At 62.7% G+C, this 20,052-nt stretch carries 18 protein-coding genes, 1 tRNA gene and 3 pseudogenes; 9 read left to right on the forward strand and 13 right to left on the reverse strand.

The window, feature by feature from the left end; all coding sequences use genetic code 11:
- Positions 1-11 precede the first annotated feature (11 nt).
- The 4 genes from QX070_RS15785 to QX070_RS15800 all read right to left on the reverse strand — a co-directional run bounded on the left by QX070_RS15785 (position 12) and on the right by QX070_RS15800 (position 4,442).
- Positions 12-1,112 carry a sn-glycerol-3-phosphate ABC transporter ATP-binding protein UgpC gene (locus QX070_RS15785; RefSeq protein WP_315737943.1) on the reverse strand — a complete coding sequence of 367 codons (1,101 nt, stop codon included), beginning with the start codon at positions 1,110-1,112 and terminating at the stop codon, positions 12-14.
- 19 nt (positions 1,113-1,131) lie between these two features.
- Positions 1,132-2,043 carry a carbohydrate ABC transporter permease gene (locus tag QX070_RS15790; RefSeq protein ID WP_315737944.1) on the reverse strand — a complete coding sequence of 304 codons (912 nt, stop codon included), beginning with the start codon at positions 2,041-2,043 and terminating at the stop codon, positions 1,132-1,134.
- Positions 2,043-2,978, reverse strand: coding sequence for a sugar ABC transporter permease (locus QX070_RS15795; protein ID WP_315737945.1), 936 nt, complete (start codon positions 2,976-2,978; stop codon positions 2,043-2,045). The genes QX070_RS15790 and QX070_RS15795 overlap by 1 nt, the downstream gene beginning before the upstream one ends.
- Positions 2,979-3,101: 123 nt before the next feature.
- Positions 3,102-4,442, reverse strand: a complete 1,341-nt coding sequence (locus tag QX070_RS15800) for an ABC transporter substrate-binding protein (RefSeq protein ID WP_315737946.1) — start codon at positions 4,440-4,442, stop codon at positions 3,102-3,104.
- A 493-nt stretch (positions 4,443-4,935) separates the two neighbouring features.
- Between QX070_RS15800 and QX070_RS15805 the strand changes: the two are divergent.
- The 4 genes and pseudogenes from QX070_RS15805 to QX070_RS15820 all read left to right on the forward strand — a co-directional run.
- Positions 4,936-5,319, forward strand: a pseudogene (locus QX070_RS15805) (hypothetical protein); the annotation flags it as partial.
- Positions 5,320-5,405: 86 nt separating this feature from the next.
- Positions 5,406-6,608, forward strand: coding sequence for an integrase core domain-containing protein (locus tag QX070_RS15810; protein WP_315737947.1), 1,203 nt, complete (start codon positions 5,406-5,408; stop codon positions 6,606-6,608).
- A gap of 58 nt (positions 6,609-6,666) precedes the next feature.
- Positions 6,667-6,930: pseudogene (locus tag QX070_RS15815) on the forward strand (hypothetical protein); the annotation flags it as partial.
- 430 nt (positions 6,931-7,360) lie between these two features.
- Entirely contained in the window at positions 7,361-8,644 is a 1,284-nt protein-coding gene (locus QX070_RS15820; RefSeq protein WP_315737948.1) for a hypothetical protein, read from the forward strand.
- Between the two features lie 225 nt (positions 8,645-8,869).
- On the opposite strand, the gene QX070_RS15825 is transcribed toward QX070_RS15820, so the two are convergent.
- From QX070_RS15825 to QX070_RS15840, 4 genes and pseudogenes are all read right to left on the reverse strand, one after another.
- On the reverse strand, positions 8,870-9,703 hold the full coding sequence (locus tag QX070_RS15825) for a serine/threonine protein kinase (RefSeq protein ID WP_315737949.1): 834 nt from the start codon (positions 9,701-9,703) through the stop codon (positions 8,870-8,872).
- Positions 9,700-10,113: a carboxymuconolactone decarboxylase family protein gene (locus tag QX070_RS15830; RefSeq protein WP_409998833.1), complete on the reverse strand. Its 414-nt coding sequence runs from the start codon at positions 10,111-10,113 to the stop codon at positions 9,700-9,702. Before QX070_RS15830 ends, QX070_RS15825 begins: the two co-directional genes overlap by 4 nt.
- The gene (locus QX070_RS15835; RefSeq protein ID WP_315737951.1) at positions 10,049-10,477 is read right to left on the reverse strand and encodes a MerR family transcriptional regulator; all 429 of its coding nucleotides are present in this window, start codon (positions 10,475-10,477) and stop codon (positions 10,049-10,051) included. The genes QX070_RS15830 and QX070_RS15835 overlap by 65 nt, the downstream gene beginning before the upstream one ends.
- Positions 10,478-10,556: 79 nt before the next feature.
- A pseudogene (locus tag QX070_RS15840) lies at positions 10,557-10,787 on the reverse strand (transposase); the annotation flags it as partial.
- Between the two features lie 244 nt (positions 10,788-11,031).
- Here QX070_RS15840 and QX070_RS15845 point away from each other — a divergent pair.
- Positions 11,032-11,511, forward strand: a complete 480-nt coding sequence (locus QX070_RS15845; RefSeq protein ID WP_315737952.1) for an OsmC family protein — start codon at positions 11,032-11,034, stop codon at positions 11,509-11,511.
- A gap of 66 nt (positions 11,512-11,577) precedes the next feature.
- Here the strand turns inward: QX070_RS15845 and QX070_RS15850 are convergent.
- The 3 genes from QX070_RS15850 to QX070_RS15860 form a co-directional block, all read right to left on the reverse strand.
- Positions 11,578-11,667 (reverse strand) — tRNA-Ser (locus QX070_RS15850).
- A 92-nt stretch (positions 11,668-11,759) separates the two neighbouring features.
- Complete coding sequence (locus QX070_RS15855; protein WP_315737953.1) at positions 11,760-13,013, reverse strand: tyrosine-type recombinase/integrase; 1,254 nt, start codon at positions 13,011-13,013, stop codon at positions 11,760-11,762.
- Complete coding sequence (locus QX070_RS15860) at positions 13,006-13,317, reverse strand: Arc family DNA-binding protein (RefSeq protein ID WP_315737954.1); 312 nt, start codon at positions 13,315-13,317, stop codon at positions 13,006-13,008. Before QX070_RS15860 ends, QX070_RS15855 begins: the two co-directional genes overlap by 8 nt.
- 364 nt (positions 13,318-13,681) lie before the next feature.
- On the opposite strand from QX070_RS15860, the gene QX070_RS15865 reads away from it, so the two are divergent.
- The 4 genes from QX070_RS15865 (at position 13,682) to QX070_RS15880 (ending at position 18,054) form a co-directional block, all read left to right on the forward strand.
- Complete coding sequence (locus QX070_RS15865; protein ID WP_315737955.1) at positions 13,682-14,053, forward strand: hypothetical protein; 372 nt, start codon at positions 13,682-13,684, stop codon at positions 14,051-14,053.
- The gene (locus QX070_RS15870; RefSeq protein ID WP_315737956.1) at positions 14,050-15,882 is read left to right on the forward strand and encodes an AAA family ATPase; all 1,833 of its coding nucleotides are present in this window, start codon (positions 14,050-14,052) and stop codon (positions 15,880-15,882) included. The genes QX070_RS15865 and QX070_RS15870 overlap by 4 nt, the downstream gene beginning before the upstream one ends.
- A 129-nt stretch (positions 15,883-16,011) precedes the next feature.
- Positions 16,012-16,557 carry a hypothetical protein gene (locus QX070_RS15875; protein WP_315737957.1) on the forward strand — a complete coding sequence of 182 codons (546 nt, stop codon included), beginning with the start codon at positions 16,012-16,014 and terminating at the stop codon, positions 16,555-16,557.
- Between the two features lie 726 nt (positions 16,558-17,283).
- Positions 17,284-18,054 (forward strand): hypothetical protein, encoded by a 771-nt coding sequence (locus tag QX070_RS15880; RefSeq protein ID WP_315737958.1) that lies wholly within the window; start codon positions 17,284-17,286, stop codon positions 18,052-18,054.
- A gap of 633 nt (positions 18,055-18,687) precedes the next feature.
- On the opposite strand, the gene QX070_RS15885 is transcribed toward QX070_RS15880, so the two are convergent.
- Complete coding sequence (locus QX070_RS15885) at positions 18,688-18,900, reverse strand: hypothetical protein (RefSeq protein ID WP_315737959.1); 213 nt, start codon at positions 18,898-18,900, stop codon at positions 18,688-18,690.
- Positions 18,901-19,400: 500 nt separating this feature from the next.
- Positions 19,401-19,739 carry a hypothetical protein gene (locus QX070_RS15890; protein ID WP_315737960.1) on the reverse strand — a complete coding sequence of 113 codons (339 nt, stop codon included), beginning with the start codon at positions 19,737-19,739 and terminating at the stop codon, positions 19,401-19,403.
- Positions 19,740-20,052 lie beyond the last annotated feature (313 nt).

Raw genomic sequence — 20,052 nt, forward strand, 5'->3', positions numbered from 1 at the left:
TCTTGTGCTCGTCAGATCACGAGCCCGGTCGCCTCGTTTAGCAGGTGCATGTTGTTGAGGTCCATTGCCATGCGCAGAGGGCTGCCATCCCGCGCGCCGGCGTTGGGGTTCACCCGCCCGCAGACCGGCGTCTCGTTGAGGGTGAAGTAGACCAGCGTCTCCATGCCCATCGGCTCGGTGACGTCGAGCAGCGCCTCGAACGGCTCAATCCCAGGCTCCGCATGCGGCTTGGTCTCGGTGATGTGCTCCGGCCTGATGCCGAGCAGCAGCGGCTCATTTCGTGACACGGATTGATAGCGCGCGGCGCGCGCCGGCGGCAGCGGAAAGGCGATGCGGTCGGTGAGGCGGATGTGGAGCCGGCCATTGGCCTCCTCGAGCCGGCACGGCACGAAGTTCATCGCGGGCGAGCCGATGAAGCCGGCGACGAAGCGTGTCGCCGGATTGTGGTACAGCTCGTTCGGCGTGCCGATCTGCTCGATGCGGCCCTTGTTCATGACCACGACACGGTCGGCCAGGGTCATCGCCTCGACCTGGTCGTGGGTGACGTAGACCGTCGTGGTGCGGACCTTCTGGTGCACCTTCTTGATCTCGATGCGCATCTGCACGCGCAGCTTGGCGTCGAGGTTTGACAGCGGCTCGTCGAACAGGAAGACCTTGGGATTGCGCACGATCGCACGGCCCATCGCCACGCGCTGGCGCTGGCCGCCGGAGAGCTGCTTGGGCTTGCGGTCGACGAGGTCGGCGATATCCAGCATGCGCGCGGCCTCCGCCACGCGGCTCTTGATCTCGGCCTTCGGATAGTGCTTCAGACGCAGCCCGAACGACATGTTCTCGGCCACCGTCATGTGCGGGTAGAGCGCGTAGTTCTGGAACACCATCGCGATGTCGCGGTCCTTCGGCGGCACGTCGTTGACGACGTCGCCGCCGATGGTGATGTCTCCGTCGGAGATGTCCTCGAGCCCTGCGATCATCCGCAATGTCGTCGACTTGCCGCAGCCGGACGGGCCGACCAGCACGACGAACTCGTGGTCGGCGATATCGAGATCGATGCCCCTGACCGCCTCGACGTCGTCATAACGCTTCACGACCTTGCGCAAGCTCACTTCAGCCATGTGTGGTCAACCCCCGTCATCAGCCCTTGGTCGCGCCGGCCGTGAGTCCGGCAATGTAATAATCCATCAGGAACGCGTAGATGATCAACGGCGGCGCCGCGCCAAGCAGCGCGCCGGTCATGATCTGTCCCCAGTTGAAGACGTCGCCCTTGATCAGGCTCGTGACGATGCCGACCGGCAGCACCAGTTGGTCGGTCGAGGTCGTGAACACCAGCGGATACAGGAACTGCGCCCAGGAGACGGTGAAGGCAAAGATCGTCGCGGCGATCAGGCCGGGCAGGGCGACGGGAATGAAGATCCGCGTCAGCGTCTGTAGCCAGGAGGCGCCGTCGATGATGGCGGCTTCGTCGAGCTCCTTCGGGATCGACGCGAAATAGCCGATCATGATCCAGGTGCAGAACGGCACCGTCAGCGTCGGATAGATGAACAGCAGCACGTACCAGCGGTTGATCAATTGGATGCCCGTGACGTCGCCGATCAGTGCGAACATCTTGAACAGCGGGATGAACAGCAGGCTGTCCGGAATCAGGTAAGTCAGGAACACGCCGGTCGCGAGCGTGGCCGAGCCCCAGAATTTCATCCGCGACAGCGCGAACGCCGCGGGGATGCTGATCAGCATGGTGATGATCACGACGACGATCGAGACCATGGCCGAGTTGAAGAAGAAGCGCATGAACTGGTTCGAGGTCAGCAGCTCGAGATAGTTCTCCAGCGTCGGGTGGAATACCCACCACGGATTGGTCGCCGCGGAGATCTCCGCGCTGCCCTTCAGCGAGGTGATCAGCATGTAGAGCGGCGGCACCAGCGAGAAGATCGCGAACAGCGTCAGGAAGAAATACGACCAGCGCAGCGCCCAGGCGCGGTCGCGGCTCATCGAGCCATATTTGACGTTGCGGGTCGGGCCGGCCTTGTCGATCGTGACGGTGCTCATCAGGATTCGTTCCCCCGCTTGTTGACGTCGCGCAGGATGAAGATGGCGGCCACCGCCAGGATCGGCACCATGAACAGCGAGACGCTGGCGCCGAGCGGAATGTCGCTGCCCTCGATGCCGACGCGGAACGCCCAGGTCGCGAAGATGTGCGTCTTGTCGAGCGGGCCGCCGGCGGTGAGGATGCGGACGATGTCGAAATTGGCGAACGTCACGATCAGCGAGAACAGCGTCGTGATGGCGATGATGTTGCGCATCATCGGCAGCGTCACGTACCAGATGCGCTGCCACCAATTGGCGCCGTCGATCGCTGCGGCTTCGTAGAGCTGCTCCGGGACGGATTTCAGCGATGCCAGGTACATGATCATGAAGAACGGCGCGCCGTACCAGATGTTGACCAGGATCACCGAGAACCGCGCCCAGGCGGCGTCGCCGGTCCACGGGATCGGGCCGATGCCGAAGAAGGCGAGCGTGTAGTTGAAGGCGCTGTAGGACGGGTCGAACAGCCACAGCCACGCCAGCGTGCTCATCGCCGGCGGGATCACCCAGGGTACGAGCAGCATGCCGCGCCATTTGCGCTGCCCCTTGGCGGGGATGTTGTGCACGAAATGCGCGACGATGAAGCCGATCAGCGCCTTGAACACGACGGCGGTGATCGCGAAGATGCAGGACTGCTTGACGACCAGCCAGAACGTGTCGCGCTTGAACAGGAACTCGAAATTGCCGAAACCGACGAAGCGCTGCATCGACTTGTTCAGCGTCGCCAGATGCACCGAATACAGGGCGGGATAAACGACGAGGAGCACGATCAGCAGGATCAGCGGCAGCGTCATCAGGAAAGCGGCGGTCGATTTCCGCTTCAGCGCCCTGTGCAGACCATTGCGGCGGGCCGCGCGAGGGCGGGCGACGGCGTTTTCACCGATGGCGGCATCAACCATGAAAAAGGGCTCCTCGTGATGTCCCCCGCGACGGCGGGGTCCTCACTGGATGGGGAACACTGACAAGGTGAAAGGAGGCGGCCCGCCTGCTGAAGCGGACCGCCGGCGTTGCTTCAACATGCCTCAGCTGCGCATGAAGCCTTCGCACTCGCCTTCGGCCCAGGCGAGGGTCGATTCCATCTTCTCGCCCTGGGCGTAGCGCAGGCACATCTTGGTCATCGTTGCCTGCGCATAGATCTGCTGCGCGATCTTGGGCGGAGCAGGGGAGGCTGCGATCGACAGCGTCTGGTGATTATAGGGGTTGGGATAGTGATAGAGCGTCCCCTTCGGCGGGCCCTCCTCCTGCCACACCTTGAGCGTCGTCAGCTTCTGATAGGCCGGCAGATCGTAGCCGCCGCTCGCCACCACCATCTTCTCGATCGATGACGGCTTCGACAGGTGCACGATCAGGCTCTTGGCGGCCTCCTTGTTCTTGGAGAACGACCAGATGCTCCAGAAGTAGGGCAGGAACGGCGCGAAGCGGCCCTTGGGGCCGGCCGGGAAGCCGTGGGTCCAGCACTGCTCGGCAATCTGCGGCGCGTCGCGCTTGGCCACCGCCCAGGCGCTCGGCGGATTCATGATCATCGCGCCCTTGCCCGAGACCAGCCATTTGTTGTTCGATGCGTCGTCCCATGAGGCGACATCCGGCGGCAGTGCCGCGATCAGCCGCTTGTAGAACTCGAGCGCCTGGCGCACGGCATCCGTCTTCACCGTGACATCGCCCTTGGCATTCACCAGCTCGGCGCCATACGCCTGGAAGAACGCGCCGGCGGAGTCCACGCTATCGGTGGTTTCGCCGAGCCCGATGCCGAACGGCACGCCAGCCTTCTGGCAGGCCTCCGCCGCTTTCAGGAAGGTCTCTGTGGTCCAGCTGTCGGCCTTCGGTGGAGAGCCGGCCGGATACAGCTCCTGCACGTCGATGCCCGCATGCTTCTTCATGAGATCGATGCGGGTGCAGGGGCCCTTGATCTGACTGCCGACGCAGGCCGGCACGGCGAGCCATTTGCCGCCGGACTGTCCGAGATATTTGACGGTGCCGTTGACCTCGCCATTCTCCTGGATGATCGGCCCCATGATGTCGTTGACCGGCTCCAGCAATTCGGCATGCGCATGCGGCCACCAGGTCGGCATAGCGATCAGATCGTGGCCGGACTTCGCGGCGCCCTCGGCGGCGATCGTCAGCTCGATCTTCTTGCCCTGGCTGGTGATGTAGTCGATCTGGACCTCGACCTTCTCCTTGGCGGCCCACTCGTTGACGAGATCGGTCGAGGCCTGGTTGGCGCCCGGAACCCAATGGTCCCAGAAGCCTATCGAGAGCTTGCCGGCGGCGTAGGCACCGCGCACATAGGGCGCGGCAATCATGACCGCCGAGGTGGCAGCGGTCGCAGCAACGAATTGTCGACGGTTCAGCTTCCTCCGTGACATGGCGTTCCCTCCCTGGTGAGCCAAGCATTCTGTCAATGCGAATCCGATTTGTTAGTTGTTGCGTCGCGTCATGCGCGCATGGATTTCGCTTGGGTGCAATCAGAGCAGAATTGCGAGCGGCTGTCGAGAAAGCAGGTGAGGCGAATCCTTGAACTAATGGCGGGCACAATTCGTCGCAGGTCCGTAACTGATTGCATCGCAGCGCTGAGCGCTGCAGTGCAAGGCGCGTCCCCGGCAGAGCAGGAAGCAGAGCAGGAATCAGTCTAGCCGAACGCGTTCGATGCATCGCACTGCATGCGGCCGATGGACTTGCGCGTTGCGGCAACGATAGAATTCGTTGGAATCATGGCCGTCACGACCAGCGACTGCGCGCGACGGTCGGACGTGTTGCACGGAGCCTGAACTGATGATGACGAGCCCCGCCGGCATTTGGCGCCGGTCTTTCCGGTGCATCGCAATAGGAGTGTCAATAGGCCTCATCGGCCTCGCGGGCCTGCCGCGTCAGCTTGGCGCGCAGGGCCTGTTCAAGGGCGTCGAGCAGGGCGCGCGCGAAGGCAACAGGGCGGCGGGCCCGGTCGGCGGTGTGCTCGGCGGCGCGATCGGCGGTGTCGTCGGCGTGGTTACCGGCGTGACCGGGGCGTTCACCGGCAACAGCGGCCAGCAGAGTACGCAGCCCGAGGCACCGCCGGCCGAGGGCAGGAAGGCGAAGCCTTCCAAGGCGACGAAGACGAGCAAGGTCGCCAAGGCGACGCCGATGTTGACGCAGCCGGGCGTCCCGCAACTCACGGCCGAACAGATCGTCGCCAACAGCGACAGCAATATCGAGCGCCTGAAGACCGGGCTGAACCTGACGGAAGAGCAGGCGAAGAACTGGGGTGGTATGAACCGGGCTGAGTCCTGACAATTCAGACCGGGTTGATTCCTGACAGGCAAGCTTCGTCCGATTCGAAGGAGGATCGGTCGATGCCTTTCAGGGAGAGCAGTCCTGTGGAGCAGCGTATCGGGTTGTTTCGGGAGTACGACACGGGAGCTTTTTCGGTGACGGAGCTGTGCGCGCGGCACGGCATCAGCCGGGAGACGTTCTACGTTTGGGAGCGCCGCCGCGCGAGCGGGGATCCGCAGTGGTTCGAGGAGAAGAGCCACGCCGTGCAGAACTGCCCGCACGCCACAGCGGACCGGCTGGCACGGCGCATCATCGCAACACGACGACGGTTTCCGCATTTTGGCCCCAAGAAGATCAAGGCCTGGCTCGCGCGCGAGCGAACGGAGGTCGACTGGCCGGCGGCCTCGACGATCGGCGACCTCCTGAAGCGTGAAGGCCTGGTCGAAGCGCGGCCACGCCGACGTCGGGCGATCGCGCAAGGCGAGCTGATCACGCCGGCGGAGGGCCCCAATGACGAGTGGGCGATCGACTTCAAAGGCTGGTTCCGCACTGGCGATGGCACGCGCTGCGATCCGCTCACCATCACCGATGCGGCGAGCCGCTATCTCATCGAGGTGCGCATTGTCGATCCGACCTGGGCTGGCGTGAAGGGCGCTCTGGAGCGCGTTTTCAAGGATATCGGCCTTCCCGACGCGATCCGCTCCGACAATGGAGTACCGTTCGGATCGACGGGAGCTGGCGGCCTTTCGGCGCTCTCGGTGTGGTGGCTCAAGCTCGGCATCGAGCCACGCTACATCCCACCAGCGAGCCCGCAGGACAACGGCCGGCACGAGCGCATGCACCGCACGCTGAAGGCCGAGACGTCGAAGCCACCGGCAGACACGGCCGTCGAGCAGCAGCGACGCTTCGACGCCTTTCGCCGCCACTTCAACGAGGAGCGGCCGCACGAGGCGCTCGACCAGGTGGCCCCCGTCAAGCTCTGGCGCAGGCCGGTGCGCTTCATGCCAGACCGTCTCGATGATCCCTGGTACGACGCCGATCACGAGGTCCGCCGCGTGCGTCCCACCGGGGACATCAAATGGCAAGGCGAGCACGTCTTCGTTGGCGAAGCGCTCGCCGGCGAACTCATCGGCCTCGCCAAGCACGATACCGGCGGCCACATCGTCCGCTTCTGGGGCCGAGACCTCGGGCTGATCGACCGCGACCGCCGTTTCCTGCGCTTTGCTCCGCCGCGTGCGCGGCTCCGCGTCGCGCAGGAAACGGCGGAGACAACACAGCAGTGATCGAATAGTGTCAGGGATCAGCCCGGTCCAAAATGTCAGGGATCAACCCGGTCGGTCAGGTCCGTTCGCCGACGCGATGCACGCGCTCGGCCGCAACGGCGCGGATCGACTCGAGCTGCGCATCGCGCGGTCGAAGCGCGATCCGCCGGATGACATCGTCGAGCAGATGCGCAACGAGGCTCAGTTCCTGGTCGATCGTGCCGCCGACCAGCGCGCGGTGGCCGACACGTCGGAACCGCTGTTCACCAGCCTCGACGACAAGCAGAAGCAGATCTTCATCGACGAGATGGTGCGCCTGAGTCGCGAGCGCGGACTGGACTAGCTCAACGGAGCTGGCGTCGTCGGGGCTGCGCCCGTTGGCAGCAGTGGCGCCTGCGGCGTGCCGTGACGCATGACCACCGCGGTCGCGCCGGGTCACGGTACACTAGTACCCTAAGAATGGCAATTGGTCGCGTTGACGGCATGGTCGGGAGAAAGCAGGCTCCGCGGCATGCACATTTATCGGGCATGAGCGGGCACGGCTCGCGCAACGTGCCGGCCACCATCGCTGCCTCTGCAACCGAATTGCGATGCAGGTTTGATGTACATTGCAATTGTATTACATGGAGAGCCGGAGCCGGCAGGGCGGCCTTCGCAGGCGTGCTGAATCGCAGCAGCGATCGGGCGGCAGACGATCAGCAGGCCGTTCGGCTCGATTTCTTGGAGGATTATTGTTGTCGAGAGTGCGACTGCGCCGGTGGATCGAGAACCGATTGGGGATTGGCACCGCCAGCACCGAAAGCCGCCTCGATGCGGACGTGAAACGCTTCGTCGATGCGCTGCAAGCGGAGTTGGTCGCTGCGAAGGACGAGTCCGAGCGGTACAGGCGCATCACCGAAGAGAGGGGCGTGATCATGGGCCGCCTGCGCGACGAGCGCGACGGCTACAGGCTGGAGTGGGAGGCGGCCTCCGCGGAGCTTCGCCGGCTGGCGCGCCAGCGCCTGGCCGTAGTCTCGAACAATGGAGCGCCCCGCCCCTCCGGCAATGGCCGCGACGTGGCCTTGAGGAATTCTCCGCCTTCCACGCTGCGGGTGCTGTGCGTCGGCACCGGCCGGGACGGCACGACGTCGCTGGCGCGGATGATGCAAGAGGTATTCGACAACCAGGGCAACGGCGACATGGCCGTGCACGAATGGGCGTCGAGCGAGCTCAATGAGCTGTTCTGCCAGCTCAAGGAAACCAACGATCCCAGCTTTGCGGATCAGATTCGTCAGATGATCCTCGATTGCCCCCATGCGTGCGTCGTCGGCAATGGTTACGCGGCCGTGCTGCCGATCATCGCCGAGCTCGTCGGCGATCAGCTCACGCTGGTGCATCTGCGCCGGCGCGACCGGGCGGCGTGCATCGCAAGCCTGGTGGAGAATGCGGAGCTGTCGCCGCAGAACCACGTCTACTACGCCGACTCGCCGGCCGCGCAGCGCATGCGTCCGGCCGCTTTCCACTTCGGAGAGATGTCGAAGCGGCAATGGATGGATCTGTCGCTGGCCGACAAGTTCGGCTGGTACTACGATCAGACCCACACGTTGATCGAACGATACAAGAGCCTGTTCCCGAACACGCTCTCCGTCGATACCGAGGACCTAAGCGCGGACAGCGTGCGCCTCGCGCTGGCTCATGCGGCCGGTAGTGCCGAGGCGCCGCGAGCCTTCCACGTCAATCGGTTCGTCGATCTGCGCCATGTGCCGCCCGATCGCCGCAGCTTCGTGCAGCGGCTGCTCGGCCAGCTCGATGTCCAGAAGCTCGCCCATGACGACCTGTACGGGCTACGGCAGGTCCTCAACGAGATGATCTATCATCTCTCGCATTTTCCCGACGCGGCGCCGGGCGCGCTGGATGAGCTGCGCTGGACGCTCAGCGAGACGCACAGCCTTCTCGACAACCGCATCCGCGACGTTCGCGAACTGATGGAGCGGGTCGGCGTGCCCCCCGAGACGGCCGGCGCTGTGAACGGCCACCGCGCGCCGCAGGCAAGCCATGGAGCGCACCCGAGTCGTTGACCGGGGCTCGCGGCTCTGAGCAGGGGAGGCTGCGGGCGCGCCCGCCAGCGTTGTGCGCGGCCAGCCGATCCGTCACGCGCACTGCGATCAGCAGCAAGTTCGGGGATGAGGAAGGAGACTTGGCGGGCCGAGCGGGAACCAGATGAGAACCACGTCCACGCCATACCCCTCCAAATCCCTCCTTATTGGGGAACCTCCTTTCATGCTTGCCGCCGCGCGTTGCCCCTATCGAGGAGCCGGCGTCCGATAGATCGCTCCCGCGCCCCAGGTGCCAACCAGCAGATCGCCGTTCCGGGCTCGAGCGAGCGCGACCGCGCTCCCCTCAAAGCCATCAGCGATCACCTCGGACCGGCCATCGAAAGCAACACGCCGCACAAGACCAGCGCCGTTGTCGATGACCGCAACTGCATCGGGACCATCGGCCAGAATGCCCACGCCGGGACGCGAGAAGCTTTGACCCAACTCCTGCGTTGAGCCGTCCGCCAGAATGCGTGTCACCCGCCCGCCATACTGCGAAGCGACCACACTGCCATCCTCCATCTCGACGATGCCAACCGGCAATGACAGGCTGCGGGCGATGACCCGGCGCGATCCGTTCGACGGGTCGATCGAAAGGATTTCGCCAGCGGCGCGGTTGGCGACGAGCAAGCGGCCGTTGGCAGCGAAAGCAATCCCGGTTGGTGTCGCCAGACTTTCAGCAACCCGCCTGCGTGTTCCATCAGGAGCGACGCGTACGATGTAGTCGCCTGAATAGGACGCGACGAATACAGCCCCTGTCACGTCAATGGCGATGCCGGCGGGAGCGGCGATGCCGTCCATAATGGTCGAGCGTATACCGTCTTCGGTTATCCGCTCGACCGTGCCGCCGCCCCAGTTCGATATATAGACCGAGCCATCCGGGTGGACGGCAATTCCGGTCGGAGCGCTGAAGCCGCCCCACAGTTTGTTGGGCGCGTCTGGGTTCGTGCGCGCGGTCGATGGTGCCATGGGCGTGATTGAGGAAACCGCCGCCAATGCAATGGCACCGCTGACGCTGAAGGAACGCAGGAGGTTCATCATGCCGCGCGTTCCTCTTCTGCGTGTTGCGCGAACACCTCCTTGGCCGCGAACAAGCCGTTCAGTGCCGCCGGAAACCCAGCGTAGACGGCCATCTGCATGATGATCTCGGTGATCTCATCCCGGCTCAATCCGACATTCAGGCCGGCCTCGATATGCACTTTCAATTGTGGGGTGGCGTTGCCCATCGCCGTCAAGGCCGCGATGGTGGCGATCTCGCGGGCGCGTAGGTCAAGTCCGGGGCGGGAATAGATATCGCCGAAGGGGAACTCGATCAGATAGGTGGCGAAGTCGGGGGCGATGTCCGCGAGCGAGGTGACGACATTCTCTCCCGCCTGACCGTCGATGTCAGCGAGCGCGCGCCGCCCGCGTTCCAGCCGGCTTTCGCCGGCGCTCTGGTGGTGTTGCATCATAGTCCTTCATCCTCTGTTCCTGGTCGGCGTAACCGGCGATCTTGGTGTCGAGGACGAGGAGAGAGGCTCGCAATTCGGCAACATGGGCGCGGACGCGCTCGCGGTGCCGCTCCAGCAGGTCACGGCGCTCCGCTTCCGTGCCGACGCCGCGCTCCCGCAAGGCTGCATAGCGCAGCATTTCCCGGATCGGCATTCCAGTCGTTCTTAGACGGCCGAGAAATTCGATCCAGATCAGGATTGATGCGTCGTAGTCACGTTGGCTCGATTGGTCCCGGTCGGCATAGGGAAGCAGCCCGATCCGCTCGTAATAGCGGATGGTATGGGCCGACAATCCCGAACGCTTTGCCAGTTCGCCAATCTTCATGAGCACCTTCTTCGCCACGACGCGGGAGAAACTACGGGTTCGAGCGCACTCTAAGTCAAGGGATTTCGTCTCGCCTGATGCAGCGCAGCACTATGGCGGATTTTTTTGTGCGGCGATCGGCGGCCTTGATGCCCTTATGGGCATCGGACACGACCAGCTTGACGTTGCGCAGGCCGCGACGGGCGAGCTTGCGCAGGAACGCCGTCCGGAACGTCTCGGCTTCGGAGGGACCAATATCCATGCCAGGAATTTTGCGCCGGCCATCACTGTTGACGCCGACCACAATGATCACCGCCGCCGCGCAAATGCGGCGGGAAGAAATGAACTGTGTCGCTCCTGCCGCCCAAAATGAATTGAACGCCGAAATGCGATGCTGGAGCACGCGCATCGCTATTTTTTTGGATGGCTAGACACATCGAAATCGCCAAGCGACCATTTCGCTCAGGGTCACTCACGTGAGCCGCGGCCGTGCGCTGACGCAGCGGTCGTAGTTGCCGATCAGGCGGCAAGTCTGGTGAGCAATTTCTCGTCACCTCTCATTCATAGGGGCTGCCATGCCGTTGGATCCGAAAGGCTCGATCTTGCCGTTCCATCTTCAGGGAAAGGGACACGGCGTCTTGCAGGCCGTTGCGATCGAAGGATCTCCGCACACGATCCGGGCGGAAGGGCATCCCGCGTTCGGTGGCAAGAACTCGGCCCCAAGTCCGCTCGACTACGCACTTGGCGCGCTGGCATCGTGCAATCAGGTGACGACGTTCATCGTGGCGCGCGACCTCGGTATTGCGGTCGGCAGCTTCGAGATCGACCTTCGGGCGGAGCTCGACAACTCAGTGCTGGTGTTCGGAGCCGAGGGCAACCCGAATTTTTCTGAGGTCTCGCTCGATATTACGATAGAAACCGACGCTAACGACGCGGATTTTCAAAGGCTTTCAAGCGAAGTCGAGCGACGCTGCCCCTTGACCCAGCTTTACGCCCGCAGCGGCGTCAGCGTCACGAACAAATGGCGTAATCGACGGCTGGCCAAGCTCGCGTAGGGCGGGTTCTCTTTAACCGGCCATCTCACGTGTGACGGCATGTCTCCGGGCCGGACAGCTGGGAAATGGCGGAAGGGGTGGGATTCGAACCCACGGTACCCTTGCGGGCACGCCGGTTTTCAAGACCGGTGCCTTAAACCACTCGGCCACCCTTCCGGAGCAGGAATTTCAATCGCTTAGCGAATGGGTGAGTTGAACGCAAGGCGAACGATGCTTGGTCTTGGGCAAATCTCGGGCAAATGTTGCCGTTACGACTTGAGGAAGCCGGCCGTGAGCGTGGTTAGGGCCGCAGATACGGTCTCATTGGCCGTCTGGCTCCGCTTCCGCTTGGTGTACCAGCGCAGCAAGGTCGCCGGGTCGTCACCGATTCGCTCGGCGACGATGTGAACCGGAATGCCCGCGTCCAGGAGCCCGGTCGCATGGATGCCGCGCAAGGTGTGCAGCTTGATGCCGAAACCGAGCAGATCGGCCTTTCGCCGAAACTCCTTGGAGACGTTGCGGGGCATGCGCGGGGCCGTCAGGACGAAGTCCTGCCCGATGTCCGGGGCGGCCGGGAACATCAACGCCTTCGGCGGCAGCTTGACCAGCGAGAGGTCAACGTCCGCACCGTCCGGGATGCCCGCCATCAATTGCTGATGCTTGCGCATCTCGGCGAGCAGCACCCCGAGCGTGGCGTCGTCAAGGCCAATCGTCCGGAAACCTCGCGCGCTTTTTGGCGCCTTGAGCCGGAGCCCAAACCGTTTGGTGTGCTCCCAAGCGCGCTCGATGCGGATGGTCTTCTTGGCGACGTCCAGATCGGTCCAACGTAGGGCCAACAGCTCGTTGCGGCGGGCGCCCGTCGCAGCAGCCAGCACGATGAGCGGATACAGGCTGGACGGCTTGAAGCCGGCCACCAGCTTGCCCAGCTCGGCTTCGGAAAGGCCTTCCTGGTGGTCGTCTCCTTCGTCCTCGTCGTCGAGGTCGGCAGGTTTGGGGTTCGGGTTCGGCAATTGCTCAACGAACAGCATCGGGTTGACCGCAATCAGCTTCTTGCGGACGGCGGTGCCAAGGCAGGAATTGAAAACGACATGGACATGCCGGGTTGTTCGCGGAGCCATCCGTCCGGCCGCGACCTTGGCTTCGAGCGAGGCGTACAGCTTGTCGATCGCGGTGGACTGCAACGCCTGCATGGCCGTCGTGCCGAGGGCCGGGATGACATGCTCGTTGAGCAACTGCTCGTAGCGCTCCAGCGTCCGCTGGCCGACCTTGGTTCGGTTCTTTGGTCCAGGTGCCCCGGACGCGATCCACTGCTCGATCCACTTCGCGACCGTCAGTTTGGTCGGCTCAACGGCCATGCCGTCATCCTTGGCCTTGAGCAGCTTGCGCAGCTCCTCGCGCGCCTCTCTCTTGGTCTTGATGTGGTCGCCGAGCGTCTTCGACATCGTCTTGCCGTTTAGGCGGTAGCGCAGCCGGAACTTGCCGTCGCGCTCCTCGATCGAGCCGTTGCCGTATGATCTAGCCATTGTTCTCCTCCGTGGTCTGAAGTGCGAACTCGGGGTAGCCGAGCTTCACGAACAGCATGTTCAAGCGGTCCGTCAGGTTCGCGAACCGCAGATCGATGGTCTTGTTGATGCTCAATGCCGTTTCGAGCGCCGCGAACTTCGCGACGTCACGCATTTGGTCGTCCGAAAACGAACGTTGCAGCCGCAGGATCGCTTCCTGGTTCAAGGACCGCTCGTTCCTGCGCGCCTCGGCTTCGATCATCTGATGCAGCCCCCTTGGGATGCGCAGCTTCAGCTCAGCGGGTTTGACTGGCTTGCGGGCCATCAGCGACTCCGAATGAAAATTGAACAATACGGAAACCGTAGCAAAACACGGGTGGGGAAACAATGGGCCTTGACCCATATTGTACCCATGTGTAGCTTTTGTAAATCACGTGCACCGTCAACGTGTTAAGCAGGGCTGACGGATTTCAAACCAAGAGGAGTAAGATGAGTGACCTATCCGAATGCCGGACTTTGTCGGTCCCCGAGGCCGGTCGGCGCTACTTCGGATTGAGTCAAAATGGCTCATACGTTGCCGCCGCGCGCGGCGACATCCCGACGATCAGAATTGGTGGCCGACTGCGTGTGCCAATCGCTGCAATGGAGCGGTTGCTCGAAAACGTCTGCAGGGAGGCTGAGGCTCGCAAATGAGAAAGCCCGCAACGCGGAGCCGACCGCGCGCGGGCATCTCGTCGTCGAATAGGCAAGGTCAGTCTCCATTCGATACCGAGCCGCGCGCCTCGGCGCAATCGCAAACTAACACCGCTGATCTGGTCCACTGCGGCAGGTTCTGGAAGTCCAGACGTAACCGCCGCGAGTGCATCGAGGTCACCATCCGTCATTACGAGAACACGCCGTTTGTTGATGTTCGACTGCACGAGTTGAACGTCGCCGGCCAGATGAGGCCGACTGCACGCGGCTTCTCTGTTGGCATGTGGGCACTTTCCCATCTCAACCAGGCGCTCGGCACTGCCTTGCGCAAGGCCAGCACGCTCGGTCTGACTGCGAGGTCGTCATGATCACCATGTCATCGTCCGACATCGGCAGGAACATGGAGTTCGTCGCCCGCAAGCTGCTGGGCGAACCCAACGCGCATTTGTCGAGCAAGACCGAGCTGCGCTATGGCACGAACGGGTCGATGTCGATCGACCTGTCGAAAGGCACGTTTTACGACTTCGAGCAGGAGCAAGGCGGAGGCGTCCTTCAACTGATCGAGCGAGAGACGGGGAAGCGCGGCGCCGACGCCAAGCAATTGCTTGACGAGATCGACGGTGCCGCACCGCGTCCGACCGCAAATGGCCGGGCGCAACTGAAGTTCGGCCAGCCCGTCGCGCTTTACAACTACGTCGACGAGCATGGCAACTTGCTGTTCCAGGTCGCGCGTTACCAGCCGAAGACATTCAAGCAGCGCCGCCCTGACGGCAGCGGTGGGTGGGTTTGGAACACCGAAGGCATTGCGCGTGTACCATATCGCCTGCGCGAGCTGATCGAGGCCGAGCACGACGCCACCCTGATTGTCGAAGGCGAGAAGGACGTCGACGGGCTTTACGAGCGCGGCTTCGTCGCGACTACCAATCCCGGAGGTGCCGGGAAATGGCACCCGGACCTGAGCCGCCATTTCAAGGGCCGGGACGTCGTGATCATTCCAGACAATGACGAGCCCGGCGAGAAGCATGCCGCGCAGGTGGCGGCGGCGTTGCGGGGGATCGCGCGGTCGGTTCGCATCCTGCGATTGCCCGGTCTGCCGGCCAAGGGCGATGTCTCGGATTGGTTCGCCACGGGCGGGACGGCGGACGAGTTGGCCAAACTGATTGATGAGGTGCCCGCCGAACAGCCGTCTGAGGCGAAACACCGGCTGACCTACTTCAACGATTGTGCCGTCGCGGTCCGCAAGCGCTGGATCATGAAAGGCCTGCTCGCCTTCGGCGAGACGTCCGCATGGATTGGCCCTCCTGGCTGCGGCAAGTCGGCATTGCTGACTGAGATTGCCGTTCACTGCGCCAGCGCGGACAATTGGCGCGGGCACAAGGCCAAGCAAGCCTGTGGCGTCGTCATCCTCGCGCTGGAGCGCGCAGACCTTTGCAAGCGTCGGCTCCATGCCTACGCGCAAAGGGATGGGCTCGTCGATCTCCCGATCGCGGTTCATGCGGGCGTCATCGACCTGATGAACCCGAGCAGCGTGTCACTCATCGCCGAGATTATCCGGGAAGCCGAGCGGCAGTTTGACCGCCGAGTCGGGCTCGTTGTCGTCGACACGTTCGCAAAGTCCATCGCGGCTGGCGGCGGTGACGAGGACAAGGCCAGGGACCAGAATCGTGTTGCTGCGAACCTGCGACTGCTGCAGGAGGAGCTTGAGGTTCACGTTGCTCTGATCGGTCACACCGGGAAAGACGAGGGGCGCGGCGCTCGTGGCAGCAACGCGCACCTCGGCGACGTCGACCTCATGGTCCAGATCAGCGGCAATGGTGTGAAGGTGGTCGAGATCACCAAGGCCAACGATCAAGCCGAGCGTGTTGTCGCGCAATTTCGGCTTGAGCAGATCGTGCTCGGCACCGATGATGATGGCGACGATGTCACCACCGCAATCGTCTCGGTTGGTGAGGTTATGGCACCGATCGCGCCGAAGCAGCGCAAGGTGAGGCTGAGGCCCAACGAGAGGACCATGTTCAACTTGCTGTACGATGCTGGCCGCGCGTTGACGACACCTGAATGGGACGAGCTGGGCAAAGCCGCAGGCCTCGGGGAGCCACGCCGCGCCGATCTGACGGACGCGAGAAATGGCCTCAAACGGAAGAAACTCGTGAGAGTTTACTGCGACAAGTGGACGGTGGATCACCGTTCCGATTGATTGTTCCGCCGGTTGTTCCGGTTTCTGCCCCCTTATAGGGGGGCAGAACCGAACAGAACACCGAACAAGAACACGAACCGAACACGAACAGAACACCCGAACAATGTTTGAGATCAAAGGTTTACAGCGATGGCCGAGCCACTGAAAAACGCCCGACACGAGGCCTTTGCTCAGGCATTGATCCACGGCGCCAAGAACGGCTGGACACAAGGCGAGTGCTACCAGCGCGCCGGCTATCGCTGCAGTGGTCATGCTGCTGAGGTCGCCGCATCGAGGCTGTTGAGGAATGTTGATATTCAGCGGCGAAAGGCCGAGCTTTCAGCTCCAAAGGACGCTGTACGGCGCGCAAACGTAAGCGCCGCTGCGCTCATCGACAAGGCTGAGACCCTGTACGAGCGTGGCGTTGCGACCGACCAGCTCGGCGCGGTTGGCAAGGCCATCGAGCTGCAGGGCAAGCTCGGCGGCGCGCTGGTCGATCGAGTTGAGGTTGGCGCGCCGGGCGACTTCTCGGCCTGTTCGTCGCCCATCGAGGTCATCAGGAAGCTGATGGACGACGCCACGAGCGACGACGACCCTGCGGACTGGCCGGATCAGCTCCGAGAGATGGCGAACATGGTCGAGGCCGAACTGGCCGATCGAGCGAGGCCGGTTCAGATAACCGGTGCCGAGCGTTGACGGATCAATGGCTTAGTCGGCCTCGGGCGAATTGCTCGGGCAAATCACGTCTGCCGCCGCTATCGTTCGACGCCAGCGTCAAGGCGGCCGCCCCGCGCGGTGGGCGGGGCAGGGGACCCGCCCCTGCCCACCCACCTGTATAGAAACACCTCCCCTGGTGAAAATGGGACCCGCGCCTCTCCCACCATATGCGCGCAGATGGGACCCATTCACGGGACTCCAGGAGTCCCGTTTTTCCGGGTGCGGGAGTTTTCCGCAGGAGGTCGCCAAGATGGTGCATATCTCAGGCCTTCTCGTTTGATGACTCCTGAGCTGTCGCTAAGATCGCTTACTACTTTAGGTGATCGGAGGCAGTGCAATGATTTTGAAGTGTCCTTCGTGCGGAAAGGGAATGTCGAACGTCGCGTTGGATGCCGATCCGGTCGGCAACACCGTCACGGGTCCACTTGTGGGTGGTTTCGTGGCCAAGTGTCCGTCTTGTAACGCTGTCCTCGGTGTTTTGCCTGACGTTGACGAAATCGCGAGGGCCGTCGCTCGTAAGCTCGGTACGAAGTAGTAGGCGCCGCCAATGTGATCAACCGGCGGCCCCATTCCGTAGATGGTGCCTCGTTCTTGCCGAGCCGCATGATGACGTAAGCGTCCTGAAACGATCCGATATGTACCGCCTCAACGTTGCGACGACGTCGAGCCGGGCTCGCCGTCATCATCGGGGTGGGGGTGTTTGGGATGAACAGAAAACTGGGTAGACGCAAAACACAGGCGCCACATAGCCAGACGCAAAAGGCCACGACGGCTGACGGGCAGCCCCTGGACCGGCCCCATAGCGAAATCCAACCTGCTTCTGCGGAGACAACAGGTTTGAGAGGGAGTAGCAAACACTGGATCGACTACGCGACAGCGCTCTTCGGGTTCATCGCAGCGATTGGTGGTTTTGCTGCTGCGATTTTCGCGGGTTGGCAAGCCTTGATCGCCCGCGAAGGCACGATTGTAGCAAACCGGGCTTTCGTGTTTTCGAACGCATTTCAGTATATCACGTATCAAGAGCCATCGGACCCTGGGCGTGTATGGCTGGCGTTTCCGCTGATCGAGAATGCCGGCAATACTCAGACCAGAAACATGACAACGTTTACGCAGGGCACGGTTGGTCTCCCGACTGGTTTCCCTTGGGACGATCCCTCAAAACAGCAGCCGCGAGCGCACAGAATGATTGCCCCAAAAGGAAGCTCTATAGCTCAGACGGTGGGAAACAATCCCGAAGGCTTCAAACAGATGCAAAACGGCCCAAAATTCGGGGCTGCGGGTATAATTAGGTATCAGGACATCCTCGGCGGTTGGCATTTGACCGAATATTGCTACATCGCGAGACCTCTGCCAACTTTCAACTTTACTACCTATCCTGCAAACCAGCCCGTGCGGGCCGAGGGGGAGCTTTGCGATCGCCACAATTGCTCAGATGACGAATGCGGCCCAGATTGGAAGAAACGGGCCATGGAGTAGGTGGCTTGCTTGGAGGCCCAACCGGGCGCTGATCATCGACTCTGCCAATCCGGCCTGACATCACCGCCGTGCAGGCCTCTCCTTCTCACACCTGCGTCGCCGTGCCGCCTCTCCCAGCATTGCGCGTGGCTGCTGCGGTTCATGGCGTGAAGACGACTTCATCGCAGCGCGAAGGCGCCCAACGGTGCTGCGCGGCCCAAGTTGCTTCGAGCGCCGCTCGCGCCTGCTGGCACTCGTCGAAACTTCGGAATGCGTGCTTGACGGTCTCGATGGTCGAGAGATCAACGGCAGGAACGTTGCTCGTAAAGATCAGCAGAACCCAAACTTTGATCATGGTCGGAAACCTCGAACAGCCCACAATAGCCAAGCACGGGCCGAGGACAGGGCGCCAGGGGCGAACAGCGCCAACGCGCCGGCTTTTTGGATCGCGTCAGCTCGCCGGCCGACGTTTGTTCCTAGGCGGCCACGCTTCGGACCATTGATCTGCCGAGAGCCGGACCCAATGCCCACATTTGTAATCCTGCAGGACACCAAGACGCCGCGCAGCCCAGTGGTGCGCATCTCGGCGAAGGTGATCTTGTGCGGTGCCGATGGCGGCCTTGTCCTCATGCCTTGCTCTGCAAACGTGCTGTTCTATCCCGACCGCTCCGCCTCGCCCCGCATCTCATGAAACAGCGCTTTGATGTCGTTGAGCCGGACCCGGCCGGGCCAATGGTCCTCCAACTCGCGTAGCGCCAGAACAGCGATAATGTCGCGCTTCGTCGCGTCGACCTCGCCGAAGTAGTCGTTCATGCGCTGGACGAAGGCGCGGGCGACATCAGGCGGCAGCTCCACCGGCTTGCGCATCGATCGTCCTTGCGCTCCGTCTCAATGGACAGGATCGGGTCGGTTTCGAGATCGCGGGGCCTCGTCGACTTCGAAGCCAGGCGGCAGTGACGGCAAGTTGTCGATGTCGCCGCTGTTGCAGACCGGGCATGGATCGCCGGGCGCGCCGCAGTCACACGCATTCGGACCGCTGCCCCATGGCCTGTCATGATGCGCCTCGCAAATCCAATGGGCGCCGCCGCAACGCAGGCAGACGCTTCGGGGCAGCGCATCGGACGTGCAGTCCGTGATCTCTGATCTAACTTGATACCGTTGCACCATCACGCAACTTTACTACACAGCTGACTTAGAGTCCGATTCCTTGTCTCCGGATTCGTTCCGGAGAACGGCGCGGCGCGCCGGTGGATTTCAGCAACTACAAAGTCACCATAGACATCAGCCGCATCTGTTGATTGCAGTCATCGGCTCGCTGATGCGGGAGAGGGCTGCGTGCCGTTCGACGATCTCGGCTTCGTCCGTCGTCAGCCCATCCCTACCTGCAGTGCTGTCACGGTCACGCTGCCGCCGGTCGATGAATTGACAAGCCGCCACGCTGCGATGGGACAGGACGAGACCGCTGCGATTTGGTTCTGCGACGACGTCACCGGGCCGCCGATGGCGCTGGCCGGGAAAACGGTCGGACCTCCGCTGCTCGGATAGACGTTGGTCGGATCGTCCATCGTCACCTGCAGGCTGTACTGGCTGGACAGGCCGGAGACGGCGATGCCGAAGCCGATGTGCATTGGCGGCTGACCTTGCCAGTTCGTCAGCTTCCAATTTGAAATGCCACTTGACGACACGGTCACGTAGATTGGCTGCATGTTGGGCACTCGTTGGACAACTAACAACGTCGTGTTAGTAGAGGCGTATCCTCGTACACTGACCGGACGAACGTCAGTTGTCTAGAAGGTGTTCTTCATGACCGACCTTGAACGATGCTCCGCTGCCATTGTCGCTGCTGAAGATGAGGTCCGCAAGGCGACAAATGATTATGGCCGTCGCGGTTCACCCGACAAGCTCAACAAGGCCAACGATCGTCTTGCCGAGGCTTGGAGCGAATACCGCAATTGCTCGGGTGGCATCGCGCCACGTCACTGCCCCGACGGGACCACGACGCGAGGGGCGTCTGCACTG

The sequence above is a fragment of the Bradyrhizobium sp. SZCCHNR1093 genome (assembly GCF_032381175.1).
In the GTDB taxonomy this organism is placed as follows: domain Bacteria; phylum Pseudomonadota; class Alphaproteobacteria; order Rhizobiales; family Xanthobacteraceae; genus Bradyrhizobium.